The following is a 15,432-nucleotide window of genomic DNA, read 5'->3' as shown; positions in this document are numbered from 1 at the left end:
CATTCACGATCGGGCTCGGCATCTGGTCAGTGACGCTGCTGGGAGAGGGAGAGCTGGAAGACGTCCGCGGCGAGGCGGGCGGCGGCTTCCCTAGTCGGGTGAGCCAGCAACTCGGTATGGACCGGGCCGCCGGCTGCCAAGTGCCGGTCATACGGCAGGACCTGGACGCTCGCCCCGGTGGACTTGATCTTCTGGACGGCCTCGTCGAGGTCGAGTCCTGAGTGGGGCACCAATTCGGTGAGCACGACGACCGTGCCGGCAATCACATGCCGGGGCAGCCCCTGCATCCACTGGAGCACCGAATACGTACTGCTGATGCCTTCTGGCGTAGCGGGCGCGGTCAGAACACGGCCGTGGGCAGCGGCGAGGGCGACCCGGCCGACTTCGGCGGGCAGCGTCTCGCAGTCGATGACCATCACACCGAAGTAGCGTCGCAGCGCCACCACAGCCCGCTCGTATGCCTGGCTGTCCAGCATCACGCCGATCTGGCCCTGGCTCGCGGGCAGCAGCCAGGCGTTGTTGGGGAGTTGGACGAGATAGCCGGTGACGTCGAGCAGTGACATGTTCGGTTTGACGATGTCCGCGATATCGCTGGTCGTCCAGCGACACGACTTGGCACCGAGCCGCAGCGGCAGCGAGCCGAGCGCCGGGTCGGCCTCTAGGAAGAGGACCGGGTCCTGCCGGTAGTGCGCGTACGTGGTGCCCAGCAGCGCGGCGACGGTCGACTTGCCGGATCCGCCCCGGATGGACGTGACGGCAATCTGCCGGCCGGTCGTCACAGGCTGCTGGAGCACCTGGGCAGTGCGGGTGATCTCGGCGACCTCGCGCGCGGCTGACGAGGAGAGCGTGCGGCGCAGGGCGCGTGCAGCACGGGCGGCGAAGGACTCGCCGTGCTGCGGCTTGCGGCGTACGGCGCTGGCCAGGCCCGCGTCCACGACGGGCCGGGAGCCGGGGACGTTGTGGGGTTGGGAGCCTGGGATGTACGCGGCCGGTGCCTGCCGATTCTGTTCCTGGTATGGGTAGCCGGCCTGCTGCGGCCCGCCGCCCTGATGGCCCGCCTGCTGCTCCTGCCCCGGGTACGGATAGCCGGCCTGCCGGGGCTCACCACCTCCATGGGCAACGTTCGGCGCCTGGGCGCTCGGCGCGGGGAGACCCGGCCCCGGAGCGGGAGCGCCGTACGCCTGCCCGGAGGGGCCCGGGGCACCGCCCCTCAGGTCGCGCAGCACATCACCCTGCCAGCCGTCTCCGTTCGGCATGCCTGTCCTCCTCCCCTACCTTGCCGCCCCGCCCGGAGCACCTGCACATCGACTCAGAACTGGTTGAGCAGCTGCCCGTACACACCGAACACACCGAAGGCGAACGGGAAAAGCCCCACCATGCCAACGGACTCGACCAGATCGCCCATGCGCCGCAGCCGTACCTGCACATGCTCGGGCACCTGCACCGCCAAAACGACCAGCGGCAGCACCGCAGCCACGCACAACACAGCCAGCGGCCCGGCGCCTCCCGCATGCTCCATCCACAACACCACCAGGCGCACGACGAGACAGGATGCGGCAGCGAAGAGCGCAACAACCTCGGCGACCAGCGGGAAAGCCCGCGCCCTCGACACAAGCACCACGACGACGAGCGAGGCCAGCGCCACGGTCCACACGGACGGTTCCTCGGCCAGGGTGAGCAGCCAGCCGGCCGAGGCTGCCGAAACCGCAGTGACAGTCGTCGACAGGGCAAGGCCGCGGTGCGTCGCCGCCAGCGCCGTACCCACCTGGTGACGACTGACAGAAACACCGCCCGAGCGGCGGTCGTCAAGCGCGGTGAGCCCCGACGCCATCAGGGCCAGCCGCGGCAGCAGACCGAGCAGCACCAGAGAGAAGACAGCCATGACAGCGCCGAGCCGGGCCGGATCACCCTGAACAGCGGCAACCGCCTCCCACGCAACGGCGATCGTGGCGGTCGTCGCGGCGCCAACGAGCCCGCCCTTGCCCAGCGGCGAGAAATAACCAAGGAAGCCAAGCGTCAGGATCAGCGCGCCCGCGACGGCGGCGAGCCGCGCGGTGCCCGGCCAGCCGTACGCATCAGCGGCCGTCCACGCGGCGAGAACGCCAAGCCCACCGGAGGCGACCAGAAGCGCGGTCGCCAGACCCCGGTTTCCCCGCCCGACCTTGGCGACAAGCGCACCAGCCGCCAGGAGCACGAGCGTGACAGCTGACAGAGCACCGACCAGGGCGCCGAGCGCCAACTCACGGCGGGCGAGCAGTGCAGCGATCACCGCAAAGGCGACGGTCGCCACACCCGCGCTGGCCCGACGCGCGGCAGGACGCCATCGCCAAGCCCACAGGTCGAGGTCATCAGCCACCTGATCGGTGACGTCATGCACCACGGGAGCGGGCGGCGCAGAGTGCGTCCTGACAAGCCGGAGCACAGCGCCGTCGGCAACCCCGGCCGACGCCAGCGTGCTCTCATGCGGCAGAACGGAGCCATCGGACGTAATCAACTGCCGTGCCATCGGCCCCGACGCAGGCCGATCACCCAGCAACTGCAGAACATCCGGAATCAGCTGCCCAATCGGCGTGTCAGACAGCAGGACGATGTCCGCCCGGCGTCGCTCACCAACCAAAGTCACTCGGCTCAGTTGCGCCCGGGAAGTCGTTGCTCTACTCACCACTTACCGGAACCTATCATCGCGGCGTTGACGAACTCTCGGGCCAAACTGGACATGCCCTGCTGCTGACTTCCACGCGGCCCCGCGTCAGGCAACCCTTCTCCCATCACGGGGAGCTCGGCGCGTGTTTCCCGGGAATGCTGCAAAGCTGTCCGAATCTGATCTGTGGACTTCTAGGATTTCGCCGGCTTCGTCGGCTGCTCGTACTGCTGCACCTGGCGCTGCTGCTTCTCCTGCTCGGCCTTCTGCTGCGCCAGCGTGTGCTGAAGGAACGACCACCCCACACACCCCGCGCACAGGACGGCCGTGATAGCGATCCCCGCAAAGACCTTCCCGAGCCGCTCGTCCGCCGTACGCCGCCCCCGCTGCGCACCGAACAACAGGGCATCCCGCAATCTGCGTCGGCGTACCGCCACCGACTCCAGCAGCTGACTGTCGTAATCCCGCGCCATTTCGCCGTCCGTCGCCTCAGTCGCCCGTCGCCTCAGTCACTGTCGATGACCCATCGGTCATCGGCCTTCGGCGTAGGGGCGCCCCGCATCGTCCCGCTGCGCAGCATGCGTGGCGCGCCCGATGGTCTCGACCTGGATCAAGGCCATCAACTGGAACTGCAACTGCTCTGCCAGCGGCATTCGAACTCCCTCAGACGGTGCCTCTGCAACATAAAGCATGGGTGAGTTGGCAGCGCACCCCAGGGTCGTCAAGAGCTCAGGAGTGGATCAGCCCAATCGGAAGCCGCGTGGCGCCGCAACGCAACACCGCCCCTGCCTCCGGAGGGGGCGGAGGTGAGGGCCAGTGAGAGACGTATACGTGTTGGTACCCCTTCTAGGGGCGATGAGGACACCAGGCAGCGCGGCAGGGAGCTGAATGGCTCCGCCTGTTGGTACCCCTTCCAGGGGCGATGAGGACATCGGGCCAGGCACGCGGATCCATCCGCACCGCCTGTTGGTACCCCTCCCAGGGGCGATGAGGACGCTCGCGGCCTATGAGACGGGCGAGGATCTGCTCCTGTTGGTACCCCTCCCAGGGGCGATGAGGACCAAGCGGCGAGAGCACACGGTGTCCGTGCGCCTGAAGTTGGTACCCCTCCCAGGGCGATGAGGACCGCCCTCCCCGAGGGCCACGTCGTCCGCCACACCTGGTTGGTACCGCTCCCAGGGGCGATGAGGACGGCCGTGACTGCCGCCCCCCGCCCACTCCTCGTCGTGTTGGTACCCCTCCCAGGGGCGATGAGGACCCCAGTAGCCCCGCGTCCAGTCCCGCCGCTCGGTGTGTTGGTACCCCTCCCAGGGGCGATGAGGACAAGGTCGGCGCCCTGCTCGAACTGCCCGCCTGGGCCATGTTGGTACCCCTCCCAGGGGCGATGAGGACCGGATGACCGGCATGCACTCCGGGCAGGACCAAACGTTGGTACCCCTCCCAGGGGCGATGAGGACCCGTCCCGGCCTGGCCGGACGAACCCCCGTTCTGACGTTGGTACCCCTCTCAGGGGCGATGAGGACCGTCAGCCCAGGAGCGCTCGAGTTCAAGAGCGCCATGTTCCCCTCCGAAGGTCGATGGGGACTGCCTTCCTGGCGAGCGACGCGGGCGGCTATGGCCTGTTGGTACCCATCCGAGGGGCGATGAGGACGCGTCGATCGCGAGGCGGAGGGAGAGCACCACGCGTTGTTGGTACCCCTCCGAGACGCGATGAGGACCCGACCACACGGGGTGGCCGATGGCCGTCATCATCGCGTTGGTACCCCTCCGGGGTCGATGAGGACAGCCCCGCTCGCCTACATCCGCACGCGGAAGTACGGGTTGGTACCCCTCCGAGGGGGCGATGAGGGCGGGGATGCGGAGGTACACCGTCCCCGTCTCCGTCAGGTTGGTACCCCTCCAGGGGACGATGAGGACCGGCGCCCTTCTCCGCCTCCCCACGTCGACGGGGCGCGTTCATACCCATCTCAGGGACGACGAGGACCCGACGGCCGGCCCTTCCACCTGCCTCCCGTCCTGGTGTTGGTACCCCTCCGAGGGTCGATGAGGACCGGACACCTGCACCGCCCTCTACCTCCCCACCGACGCGTTGGTACCCCCCAAGGGGCGATGAGGACGGGCGTCCTGCGGCTCTGGTGGTACGAGGCGATGCTGTTACCCCTCCAAGGGGCGATGAGGACGCCAGTCGGCCGGCGGCCGCAGCGGCTCAGGTACGAGTTGGCACCCCTCCCAGGGGTGAGGAGGACGTCGCCGGCCGCCCACCTGGCTTCGTCCACTTTCAGCAGCAGCGTTTGTCGATGAGTTTCGGCAGCAGTTGGCATTCAGTGGGCTCGCGAATGTTCACGAGAAATGACGGCAACGCGTTGGAACGGGGCGCCCCACCGCTCGTTGCTGGCGTGTCCGTACGGGTGCTCGATGAAGTACACACGAGCGTGCTCAGTTCGCTGAGCCGGTTCATCAGCGTGTGGACGCCGGGACCTTTCGGGAGTAGCTGTGGTTCGTGAGGTCTGGCGGTACCCGGAGCCGCCCTGTCAGGGCGAGGAACGCGACGAATGCACCCATGGCGATCCAGCCAGGCCAGCCGAAGAGCCCCATGTGCAGGGGATCCAGCGTTATGTCCCGTGCGGCGAATTCCTTGACCATGCTCACGCTGACCGTGCTCACGAACGCATGGCCGATGACCGCGGGGACCACCGAGCCCGAGCGCAGTCGCAGCCAGGTAAAGATCGGCAGCGCGAGGGTACAGCTCACCAGCATCGCGGGCAGGGACACGTACCAGGGCTGTCCCGGATACTGCCCGCCCATCAGCAGTGTGGGCAGATGCCACAGCGCGAACGCGATGCCGGTAGCCAGATAGGCCACCCGCAGGCGCACGGGCGATCCGTCTTGTGCCAGGCGGGGAAACAGGTATCCCTGCCAGCCCAGTTCCTCGCCGAAGAACAGCGGCAGAGACATCAGCAGCTGCACCAGCATCCCCGTTGCCCATGTGCCGAGTTCGCTCCAGTGCACCTCACCCCAGGAGTAGACGCCGGCCGCATCACCAATGAAGAGAGCGATGACGGTAAGGCCGGCGGGGACAGCAATGCCCAGCGAACACGCCCGCACAGCGCGGCCCCAGGACGCCGGCCACCGCAGGGCGAGGACGTCGCGTAGACGACCGGCGCGCTCGACAAACCGGATCACAAGGATCGCGGCGAGAGCTGGTGCGAACATCGCCGCCGCGATGCACACCTGCTCCAGCCCACCGGTCTCCGCCCGACCGTCATCACGTCGGAATCCACCGGCCAGGAGCGGCGACATGGCCACCCACATGCCCACATAGGCCACGCCCAAAAACACCAACAGTCCGCGACGCCGAGGTAATGACGCCGGCACCCCCATGGAAGTTGTCATGGCACTGACGCTATGAGCACACACCAGGGGTAGAGAATGCGGCTGTCCCCACCCCCAGCCTGCAGGTGCCCCTACAGAACGAGCTCCATCCAGCACCACCAGGCAGCGGGACAACACCACTTACGCCCTACGCTCCGCCCAACGGACGGTCCGCTTCATCGGCGCAGCACCGCGCGATGCCGGATGTCGATGGACTCGACCATGTTCAGGAGAAATACGTCAGCGCATGGACGGCCCGCAAGAGTCAGCTGGCCGCGGCAGGCTCTTCGGCTCGGGCCCGGGTGCTGGCGAGGCGGTAGGAGTCGGTGCCGGTCTCGATGATCGTGCCGTTGAAGGTGAGGCGGTCGACGATGGCCGCGCAGAGGCGAGGATCGGTGAAGGTCTTGGTCCATCCGCCAAAGGACTCGTTGGAAGCGATCGCGACGCTGTTCTTCTCCTCACGCTCGGTCAGGACCTGGAAGAGGAGTTCGGCGCCTCGGCGGTCCAGTTCCATGTAGCCGAGCTCGTCGATGCAAAGGAGATCGACGCGGCCGTAGCGGGCGATGGTCTTGTTCAGCTGCTTCTCGTCGGCAGCCTCGACCAGCTCGTTCACCAGCTTCGTGGCGAGCGTGTAGCGGACGCGGTAGCCCTTCATCGCGGCCTCGGTGCCCAGGGCGATGAGCATGTGTGACTTGCCGGTGCCGGAGTCGCCGATCAGGCAGAGCGGCTGGCTCTTCTTGATCCATTCGCAGCTGGCGAGGGTGTGGACGGTGGCTGCGTCGATGTTCGGGTTGGCGTCGAAGTCAAAGGCCCGCAGAGACTTCTCCCGCGGGAAACCGGCTGCTTTGATCCGTCGTTCCGAACGACGTCGTGCTCGGTCGTCGCACTCGGTCATCAGCAGTTCGGCGAGGAAGCCGCGGTAGGTCATCTGGTCCTTGATCGCCCGGTCGGCGATCTCGTTGAACTCGTTGCGGATCGAGGGCAGCCGCAGCAGGCGGCAGGCGGTGTCGATCGCGGCGTCGGCGGCCTGCTCGGTCAAGCCTCGCTGGCGGGGCAGGGTCACTGTGCTTCTCCCTCACGGTGGTCGCTGCCGCTGGTGCGGCGGCGTCGGAGCAGTTGGTCATAGGGGGTCACCGATGGCAGAGGTCTGGTGTCCGGCGGCAGGTGTGCGAGCCGCCACTCGTGCAGGGACGTGACGGTGGCCGGCGTCTCCCCAGAAAGCGCCGGGATGGATGCGCCAATAGTCGGCTCGTCCTCCGTCTGGGCGGCCTTGCGGGCTTCCAGGGCAACGGCGTCGGCGGTCAGGGCGCCGGCCCGCAGCGCGGTGGCCAGGCCCGCGACCACATGCTCGTGGGCGAGGTGCCGGTTCAGCAGCAGGACTTCGATCAACGCCCGGGTGCCGTCCCGCTCGCCGTGGACCTTGCGGGCCTGGGCCCACCACGCGTCGTGGACCGGGGTGAACTTGCCTGCTGACCGGGCCTGTTCCAGGGCCGTGGCACCAGGGAAGGCGCCCGGCTTACGGATGAGGGCTTCGAGATAGTGGTCCAGGTCCAGGCGGCAGCTGCCCTTCGCAATTAGCCTCTCGTGGCGGGCCACCTCGACGTTCCTGTCGTAAACGACCAGGTGGGAGGCGTGCAGGACGGCGCGCACCCGCTTGCCGATCAGGCGGGTCGGGACCGAGTAGCGGTTGGTGCGGACGGCGATCTGGCTGTAGCGGTCGACTCGCGGCGTGAACAACCGACCTGTCTCGAACGGCTCCTCCGGCAGCGGCATCAGCAGCGGCTGCTCGATGGCGAAGTACTCGTCGACGGTTCGCGGCCGCGAACCGATCCTCCGGTGTCCGTCGTGCAGGTCCCACTGGTCGACCATCTCGTTCAGCTCGGCGAGGGAGTCGACTTCCGGGACCGGAGTGAAGTGATTGCGGCGGAAGTAGCCGATCATTCCTTCGACTCCGCCCTTTTCGTGGGCGCCTTCGATTCCGGGGCGGCAGTAGAAGCTCTCGATGTTGAAGTGCGAGCGGAAGGCGATCCACCGGTCGGTCTCCACCCGGGCCCGGTTCAGCCCCAGCACCTGGGCGACGGCTGACTTCAGGTTGTCGTAGCGGATCTTGCTTCGCGGGACACCGCCCAGCGTGCGAAGCGCGTGCACGTGTCCTTCGAAGAAGGCTTCCTGGCCGCAGGAGGCGAACACGCGGTGGACGGCTTTGCCCGAGTAGGACAGGCGGAGCGAGAACAAATAGCAGGTCACCAGCTCGCCTGCCAGGCGCACGGTCACGTCGCCGAAGTCGACCTCTGCCTCGTGGCCGGGCAGGTGGGTCTGCGGCACGAACGCTTCCCCAGGGGCTTTGCCCGAGGCGGCGAGGATCTCCGGCTTCCGGTCGGAGACGTAGCGCCGGACCATCTGGTAGGACACATCGGCGCCATGCTCCTCGATGAGCCGGTGGAAGATCCGCGTAATCGTGTGCCGCTGCTTTCGCGGCGCGTCGAGGTCCGTCCGCAGCATCTCGTCGATCACCTGCTTGTACGGATCCAGCGCAGTCGGCCGCGGCGGCAGCTTCTTCCGAGGCTCCGGCCAGACCGAGTCCACGGCCTTCTTGACCGTCCGCCACGACACGTTGTACTTACGCTCAAGCTCGCGCATCTTCATGCCGGCACGGTGATCACGCCGGATCGCCGCGTACAGCTCGACCTTGGACATCTGCGGCATGACCAGGACCTTTCACCAGGAGCACCCCGATGCTGCCCTGGCAAGTACCCCAGCGCTGTCAAAACTCGTGAACATCACCCGACCGTGGATCTGGGTGCCTCCCAAACCCGTGAACAACTGACGGCACTACTCGTGAATAGAGCCACCCACCGCTGCAGCATCGCGCGGTGTTGGTCCCCCCAGGGGCAATGAGGACCGTGGCGATATCGAGTTGGTCCACCGGGATATCCGCGTTGGTACCCCTCCCAAGGGCGATGAGGGCGGCCTCGACTTCGCTGGCAGCCACTGGTGCGCGTTGGTACCCCTCCCAGGGGTGATCAAGACGCGCCCCTACTCCATCGGTCTGCCCGGCACCATCTAGTTGGTACCCCTCGCAGGGGCAATGAGGACTCCAGGCGCCGTCCGCGCACTACCCGCAGGCCGTCTTGTTGGCACCCCTCGCCGGGGGCGATGAGGACGACGCGGATCGTCCATAGGCCATCTTCTCGTGTTGGTACCCCTTCGCAGGGGCGATGAGGACCCGCCGACAACTCGGTGTGGGGCGGCTACGTGCTGATGTTGGTACCCCTCTCAGGGGCTATGAGGACCGGATGGTGAGCCTTCTACGTCTGCTCCGACTGCTAGTTGGCACCCCTAGCAGGGGCGATGAGGACGATCGTCGGCACCGTCTACAAGATGACCGTCCAGACGTTGGCACCCCTCCAAGGGGCCATGAGGAGGATTCAGGCTCACCACCGCCCACCTCAACCACACCCCGTTGGTACCCCTCCGAGGGGCGATAAGGACCACGACCACCCGCGGCGTCAACGCCCGCACCACCAAGTTCGTAACCCTCCGAGGGGCGGTGAGACCCGAGTAGCAGTCCCCGGATCGACTGCTCGTACTCGCCGTTGGTACCCCTCCGAGGAACGATGAGGACGGAGCCGGGGCTTCGGCCGGACGGCGGTTGGGGTCGTGTGGTACCCCTCCAAGGGCGATGAGGACCTGGTCGTCCGCCTCAGCGGCCTGGCGCTCGTCGTTCTGTTGGTACCCCTCCCAGGGGCGATGACGACCCCGGTTGGCCGGGTGCCGCGGCCTACACGGCAGTGCTGTTGGTACCCCTCTCAGGGACGATGAGGACCGGTCACCGACGCCATCGCCGGGACGCTGGGTTGGAAGTTGGTACCCCTCCTAGGGCGATGAGGACGATCAACGCGTCCGTCCGCGAGGTCCAGACACCCGCGTTGGTACCCCTCCAGGGGCGATGAGGACCAGGGACGCACGGTCGGCCCCTGCCACTCGCTCGTCGAGTTGGTACCGCTCCCAAGGGCGATAGGGACGGCCGTAGCCGGCGGCTGGCGCAACGCCTGCGACAAGCTGTTGGTACCCCTCCGAGGGCCAATGAGGACCGACGCCTAGTGGTACCCCTCTCCCCCGTCCATCGTGTTGGTACCCCTCCGAGGGGCGATGAGGACGTACGTCGTCGACCACGAGGTCGCCGATCTCTCGTTGGTACCCCTCCCAGGGGCGACGAGGACCGGCACGACTGATGACCCGAGGATGCGCCGGCTTACGTTGGTACCCCTCCGAGGTGCGATGAGGACGCCGCTCGCTCGGTGTCGCCGAGTACGTCATCGTCGCTTTGGTACCCCTTCCAGGGGCAATGAGGAGCCGGCGTCCACACGCTCGAAGAGGTCCGGCGCTTCCGGTTGGTACCCCTCCGAGGGCGATGAGGACGCGGGGGTGGTCGCGGGTTCGATTCCCGTCCGTCCAGTTGATACCCCGCCGAGGGTCGATGAGGACGGGCCACGGTCGTGCACCTTGGCCCGGTAGCGCTGTTGGTACCCCTCCGAGCGGCGATGAGGACACGCTGCATGCACTGCGACGGCCGCGGCCAGCAACACCGTTGGTACCCCTCCCGGGGGCGATGAGGACGCTGCCCTGGCGCGACACCCTCACGGTGCACACGCTGTTGGTACCCCTCTCAGGGGCAATGAGAATCACCACCGCCACCGGACGCACAGCCTGGCTGCGCCTGTTGGTACCCCTCCCAGGGCGATGAGGACCTCAGCGAATCGGTGCGCGGCGCCTACAACTACGTGTTGGTACCCCTCCCAGGGGCGATGAGGACCTCAGCGCAGCGCGTCGCCGCCGGACTCCCGGACATGTTGGTACCCCTCCCAGGGGCGATGAGGACTGGCACGGTGCCTCGTACGTGAAGTCCACGCACAGGTTGGTACCCCTCCCAGGGGCAATGAGGACCCGCTGGCTCTCCCGCGGCGGCACCGGCGTACGCATATTGGTACCCCTTGCCAGGGGCGATGAGGACGCGACAAGCGGGCCGGGCAAACCGGTCGCTCCACCATGTTGGTACCCCTCCCAGGGGCGATAAGGGCGGGCTGCCGATTCATGGGATTCGGCGACAGCCTCACGTTGGTACCCCTCCCAGGGGCGATAAGGACCAGCGCACCCACACCGGGAAGAAGTCGACGCCCATGTTGGTACCCCTCCCAGGGGCGATGAGGACTCGCGGTCCTGCGTCGCTACGGCTGGTGCCAGTCCCTGTTGGTACCCCTCCCGGGGGCGATGAGGACGGCCTCCCGCGGCAACGTCCGCCTCGGCGTCACCCTGTTGGTACCCCTCCCCAGGGCGATGAGGACGACCGACACCACCAGGAGCACACCCGTGAAGACCGCGTTGGTACCCCTCCCAGGGGCGATGAGGACGCGAGTGTAATGGCCCCTTCTCATGCTCCGGCCCCACGTTGGTACCCCTCCCAGGGACAATGAGGACCTCCGGCATCGACGCGGTGGTCTACCTGACCTACCTGTTGGTACCCCTCCCAGGGCGATGAGGACCGCCGCCGGCATGGGCTACGCCTTCCCCTGCTCCGCGTTGGTACTCCCAGGGGCGATGAGGACGCCCTGGGTCTACCAGGCCGTCGACACCCTCAAGGCGTTGGTATCCCTCCGAGGTCCATGAGGATGCCCGCCGCAGACCCGTCGCAGTCCGTGGCCTCTCGGTTGGTGTCCCTCCGAGGGGCAATGAGGACACCCACACTCCTGCGGGCAGCCGACGATCCAGTTCAGGTTGGTACCCCTCCCAGGGGCGATGAGGACTACGCGGCCGTCGCGCTCCAGGCCGCCGACATGATGTTGGTACCCCTCCCAGGGGCGATGAGGACCATCAACGTCCGCGGCGGCGTGTGGGACCGCGCCGTGTTGGTACCCCTCCCAGGGGCGATGAGGACTTGCGGCGCACGTACACCCGCTCGGTGACGCTCAGGTTGGTACCCCTCCCAGGGGCGATGAGGACCCGAGCTCGCCGGGCAGCTCGGAATACCCCTCATCCCGTTGTTACCCCTCCCAGGGGCGATGAGGACCGCCGTGCTCAAGGCCGGCAACTGGTCGTTGTTCGTGTTGGTGCCCCTCCCAGGGGCGATGAGGACGGCGCGTGACCCGAGCCGAAGCCCAGGCCATCTGCTCGTTGGTACCCCTCCCAGGGGCGATGAGGACGAAGGTGCCGCCCTCGATCTTCACCTTCGACTTCTTGTTGGTACCCCTCCCAAGGGCGATGAGGACCCGATCTGGTCTCCCAGCTCCGCGGCTTCCTCGTGTTGGTACCCCTCCCAGGGGCAATGACGACAGGCGGTACTGATCGTCGACACCGACACCCGCAACCCGTTGGTACCCCTCCCAGGGGTGATGAGGACGCCCGGCCGGGGTGGAGGTGGACCGGGTGTTCGCGTTGGTATCACTCCGAGGGGCGACGAGGACGGCAGCACCGTCAGCTTGTGCTGCACGGGCACCCCGTGTTGGTACCCCTCCGAAAGGCGATGAGGACACTGGCTGTGGGGGGAGGCCCGCGCCGTGACCAACGGGTTGGTACCCCTCCGAGGGGCTATGAGGACTCGGACTGCGGCGGGGCCGCGCTGGGTGTACGTCAAGGTTGGTACCCCTCCCAGGGGCGATGAGGGCCTCTCAAGGTGCCGGCGATCACCTTCCAGTCCAGCCAGTTGGTACCCCTCCAGGGGCGACGAGAACTGTAGTGATCTGCGGCTCCCGACTGTCGCCGCTGATGTTGGCACCCCTCCGACGGGCGATGAGGAGCCGCCCTGCCGGTAGACCACCACGTGTTGCTGCCCCTGATACGGGGCGATGAATGGTGTGAGGTTTTCAAGTCGTCATGCGCTTCCGGACGTTTGCCCGACGCGGCTTCCGTAGACGCTATCCCACTCGATCGACAGCGCCCCAGTGCGCCCATTATGGATCCCTTTTGGCGCTCAACGATCACTTCTGATCGATTGTCAGTGGTCGCTGGTAGACCATCAACTCAGGTCACCCGTAAGGCATTTCAGTGTGATAGACATACCGCCTCGAACCGCACTATTTCGTAAATCTCGGACCGACATCGCCAGCCTGCGCGGGCACACGTGCGCCCGCTGACCAGCAGAAAGGAGGGAAGAAGCATGCGCCTACGCGTCACCATCAGCACCCGGGCCCGGGAGATCCCCTGGGACCAGGTCCAGGCACCCGGACGCAGCGTGTTCTACGAGGCCCTGGAACGCCAGGACCCCCAACTCGGCGCCACCATCCACGCCAACGGATGGGGTCCACACGGCATTGCACCGTTCGGCCACTCCGCGCCAACCTTCCCCACTACCAAGCGTCAAGAAGGCAAGTACGTCGTCGGCGGAACCGGCACCGTGGAGTTCGGCAGCCCAATCCCGGAGATCATCACCGCACTCGCGAAGGACTTCACCACCATCCCCATCCTGGACTGGGGCGGCACCGCGCTGAAGGTGGAGAAGACGACCATCGTCGACCCTCCTGCATTCGCCTCCGGCCGCGGGCGGTTCCGCACCATCAACCCCATCACCGTCAAGGCGGAAGCCACCCGTACCACCGAAGGCCGCGTCATCCGCGGAAAGCAACTCCTGCCCGGCGAGCCCGGTTTCGACGTGGCGTTGCAGCACAGCATCCGCCGCAAGTGCGAAACCTTCGGCCACGGCAGCGATGTCCAGCTCGAAGGAATCACCTGGATCGGACCGAAGCGGTCCTTCGCCGTCACCGGCCACGGCCACTGGGGCAAGAAGCTCGGCGCGCCCATCGAGGTAGAGGTCAGCGGGCCACCAGCTGCGCTTCAGGCGCTGTGGTCCACAGGTATCGGCGGATCAACCGCCTCGGGCTTCGGATGGGTGGCCGCATGACCACCACCACGTCCGACACCGACGGCCAGTACACCCTCCGCGACACCCCTCACCCCCTCGCCCGTATCGGTGCCCATGTCATCGCGTCCTTCGCCGACGTCGAGACCCCCGCAATGGTCACCAGCCCACTCTTCCAAGAAGTCATGAGCCGGCTCATGGACGCCGCTGTCACCGCAGCGCTGCTGCGCGACGGGCAGGCCGAGAACGGCTTCCTCCTCAAGTGCTCGCACAGCCTGTGGCCGAACAGCGACATGAACCACCCGGCCAACGCCAAGCGCGACGATGAGACCGTCACCGAGAAGGTCCGCGCCTGGCGCACGATGCCCCCATCAGACACGTGGCCTGACGCCGCCTGTGCCCTGTGCGGACATCAAGCCGTGGGCTTCTATGGCAAAGCGGACATGATGCTTGCGGCATCCGTGGACTACCGCAACACCACTCCCCGCGGACATGCCGGCACCGCCCTGTGCTGGCCGTGCATTTGCTGCTTCTACGCGGCCCCCTACGGCTGCTACCTCACCGGAGGGCGCACCGAGGCCCTCCATACCTGGGACAGCGACTTTCTCGCGGAAGCCGTTGACCTTCAGGTCTCCCGCAACGAGATGCTCATGATCACCGGGAAGAGGGCCAGTCGCACCAAGGTCGAGACCCTCGCCCTCCAGACGCTGCGCCGCTATGACCACGAAACCACGGCTGGTATCGAACTGGTCATCTTCAATAACAACAACAAGGGTCAGGCGCTGGACACTTACGCCGTCGACCAGCCCTTGGCGGAATGGCTGCGGAAGTCCTCCCGTAGGAACGCGCACCGGGATGGATTCCCCACTCTCGTCCGGGCTTTCACCACCCCCGAACCCGCCAGCAAGAGCGGCGGGAAGAAGGGCAACGCCACCACCACCTCCGGTGTGGAGAACCTCGCCTGGGCTTGCTTCCACCGCCCCTGGACCATCCCGCGGCGTCTGACCAGCTACATCGTGGGCCGCTCAACGGCTCTCGAGGGTCCGACACGCGAAGCGACCCCCGCGGTCAACCTCCTCACCACCTACCTGCACGAGGTACTCAAAATGAACGAAACGGACCTCCAGGAGATCCGCGACACCGCGGCCCGCATCGCCCTGCTGTTCACCGAAGACGACCCCGGCGGCAAGCTCACCGGCTTCTACACCCTCTTCCAGCGCGGCAACAGCGCCCGCCTGCGCGCCTGGCTACAGCGCCACGGCATCACCTGGATCCTCGACCGTCCCACCGACGAGTCCGAACTCGTCACCAGCCGCGGCTTCGAGATCCTCTTCAGCCCCGCCCCCGACTCCTACTCCTGGTACTACCGCGAATACCTCCTCGCCTGCACCATCTCCGCCCTCTTCCAACGCGGATGGCGCCCTCGCGACGCCGAGAAAGCCGCCCAAGACTTCGACCCCGACACCATCACCGCCAAGGACATCGCCGTCCTCGACGGCACCGAAGCCGACCCGGCCGCCGTATAGCCACCCCGGCCCCGCAGGCGCCTCTACCCGGTAAGCGGACA

The 15,432-nt window shown here is 67.0% G+C and carries 9 protein-coding genes and 2 CRISPR repeat arrays; of the genes, 2 read left to right on the top strand and 7 right to left on the bottom strand.

The features are described from left to right. Nucleotides 1-26: 26 nt before the first annotated feature. The 7 genes from AB0C46_RS25255 to istA form a co-directional block, all read right to left on the bottom strand. Nucleotides 27-1,256 (bottom strand): MinD/ParA family protein, encoded by a 1,230-nt coding sequence (locus tag AB0C46_RS25255; protein WP_362830478.1) that lies wholly within the window; start codon nucleotides 1,254-1,256, stop codon nucleotides 27-29. A gap of 53 nt (nucleotides 1,257-1,309) precedes the next feature. Beyond that, complete coding sequence (gene eccD / locus AB0C46_RS25250) at nucleotides 1,310-2,665, bottom strand: type VII secretion integral membrane protein EccD (protein ID WP_362830477.1); 1,356 nt, start codon at nucleotides 2,663-2,665, stop codon at nucleotides 1,310-1,312. Between the two features lie 170 nt (nucleotides 2,666-2,835). Continuing rightward, nucleotides 2,836-3,114: a hypothetical protein gene (locus tag AB0C46_RS25245; RefSeq protein WP_362830476.1), complete on the bottom strand. Its 279-nt coding sequence runs from the start codon at nucleotides 3,112-3,114 to the stop codon at nucleotides 2,836-2,838. Between the two features lie 57 nt (nucleotides 3,115-3,171). Continuing rightward, on the bottom strand, nucleotides 3,172-3,294 hold the full coding sequence (locus AB0C46_RS25240; RefSeq protein WP_362830474.1) for a hypothetical protein: 123 nt from the start codon (nucleotides 3,292-3,294) through the stop codon (nucleotides 3,172-3,174). 180 nt (nucleotides 3,295-3,474) lie between these two features. After that, nucleotides 3,475-4,164: a CRISPR direct-repeat array (repeat unit 30 nt; unit sequence GTTGGTACCCCTCCCAGGGGCGATGAGGAC). Between the two features lie 934 nt (nucleotides 4,165-5,098). Further along, the gene (locus AB0C46_RS25235; RefSeq protein ID WP_362830473.1) at nucleotides 5,099-6,034 is read right to left on the bottom strand and encodes a CPBP family intramembrane glutamic endopeptidase; all 936 of its coding nucleotides are present in this window, start codon (nucleotides 6,032-6,034) and stop codon (nucleotides 5,099-5,101) included. Nucleotides 6,035-6,278: 244 nt separating this feature from the next. Then, on the bottom strand, nucleotides 6,279-7,076 hold the full coding sequence (gene istB / locus AB0C46_RS25230; protein ID WP_362830471.1) for an IS21-like element helper ATPase IstB: 798 nt from the start codon (nucleotides 7,074-7,076) through the stop codon (nucleotides 6,279-6,281). Further along, a complete protein-coding gene (gene istA / locus AB0C46_RS25225; RefSeq protein WP_362830575.1) occupies nucleotides 7,073-8,710 on the bottom strand; it encodes an IS21 family transposase in 1,638 nt (545 codons plus the stop codon). Before istA ends, istB begins: the two co-directional genes overlap by 4 nt. Before the next feature lie 2,945 nt (nucleotides 8,711-11,655). Further along, nucleotides 11,656-12,807: direct repeats of the CRISPR family, unit length 30 nt; unit sequence GTTGGTACCCCTCCCAGGGGCGATGAGGAC. Nucleotides 12,808-13,166: 359 nt separating this feature from the next. On the opposite strand from istA, the gene AB0C46_RS25220 reads away from it, so the two are divergent. Next, nucleotides 13,167-13,907 (top strand): CRISPR-associated endoribonuclease Cas6, encoded by a 741-nt coding sequence (locus tag AB0C46_RS25220; RefSeq protein WP_362830469.1) that lies wholly within the window; start codon nucleotides 13,167-13,169, stop codon nucleotides 13,905-13,907. After that, entirely contained in the window at nucleotides 13,904-15,391 is a 1,488-nt protein-coding gene (locus AB0C46_RS25215; protein ID WP_362830467.1) for a hypothetical protein, read from the top strand. Before AB0C46_RS25220 ends, AB0C46_RS25215 begins: the two co-directional genes overlap by 4 nt. The last annotated feature ends 41 nt before the right edge of the window (nucleotides 15,392-15,432 follow it).

Source organism: Streptomyces sp. NPDC048637, from assembly GCF_040650675.1.
Classification (GTDB): Bacteria; Actinomycetota; Actinomycetes; order Streptomycetales; family Streptomycetaceae; genus Streptomyces.
The sequence above is the reverse complement of the archived record's forward strand: the minus strand, read 5'-3'. Positions and strand labels throughout refer to the sequence as shown.

What these genes read in the sequence shown, in the direction of transcription:
- AB0C46_RS25255 (WP_362830478.1), bottom strand. Translation starts at nt 1,256, where the DNA reads ATGCCGAACGGAGACGGCTGGCAGGGTGATGTGCTGCGCGACCTGAGG.
- AB0C46_RS25245 (WP_362830476.1), bottom strand. Translation starts at nt 3,114, where the DNA reads ATGGCGCGGGATTACGACAGTCAGCTGCTGGAGTCGGTGGCGGTACGC.
- AB0C46_RS25240 (WP_362830474.1), bottom strand. Translation starts at nt 3,294, where the DNA reads ATGCCGCTGGCAGAGCAGTTGCAGTTCCAGTTGATGGCCTTGATCCAG.
- AB0C46_RS25235 (WP_362830473.1), bottom strand. Translation starts at nt 6,034, where the DNA reads ATGACAACTTCCATGGGGGTGCCGGCGTCATTACCTCGGCGTCGCGGA.
- istA (WP_362830575.1), bottom strand. Translation starts at nt 8,710, where the DNA reads ATGTCCAAGGTCGAGCTGTACGCGGCGATCCGGCGTGATCACCGTGCC.
- AB0C46_RS25220 (WP_362830469.1), top strand. Translation starts at nt 13,167, where the DNA reads ATGCGCCTACGCGTCACCATCAGCACCCGGGCCCGGGAGATCCCCTGG.
- AB0C46_RS25215 (WP_362830467.1), top strand. Translation starts at nt 13,904, where the DNA reads ATGACCACCACCACGTCCGACACCGACGGCCAGTACACCCTCCGCGAC.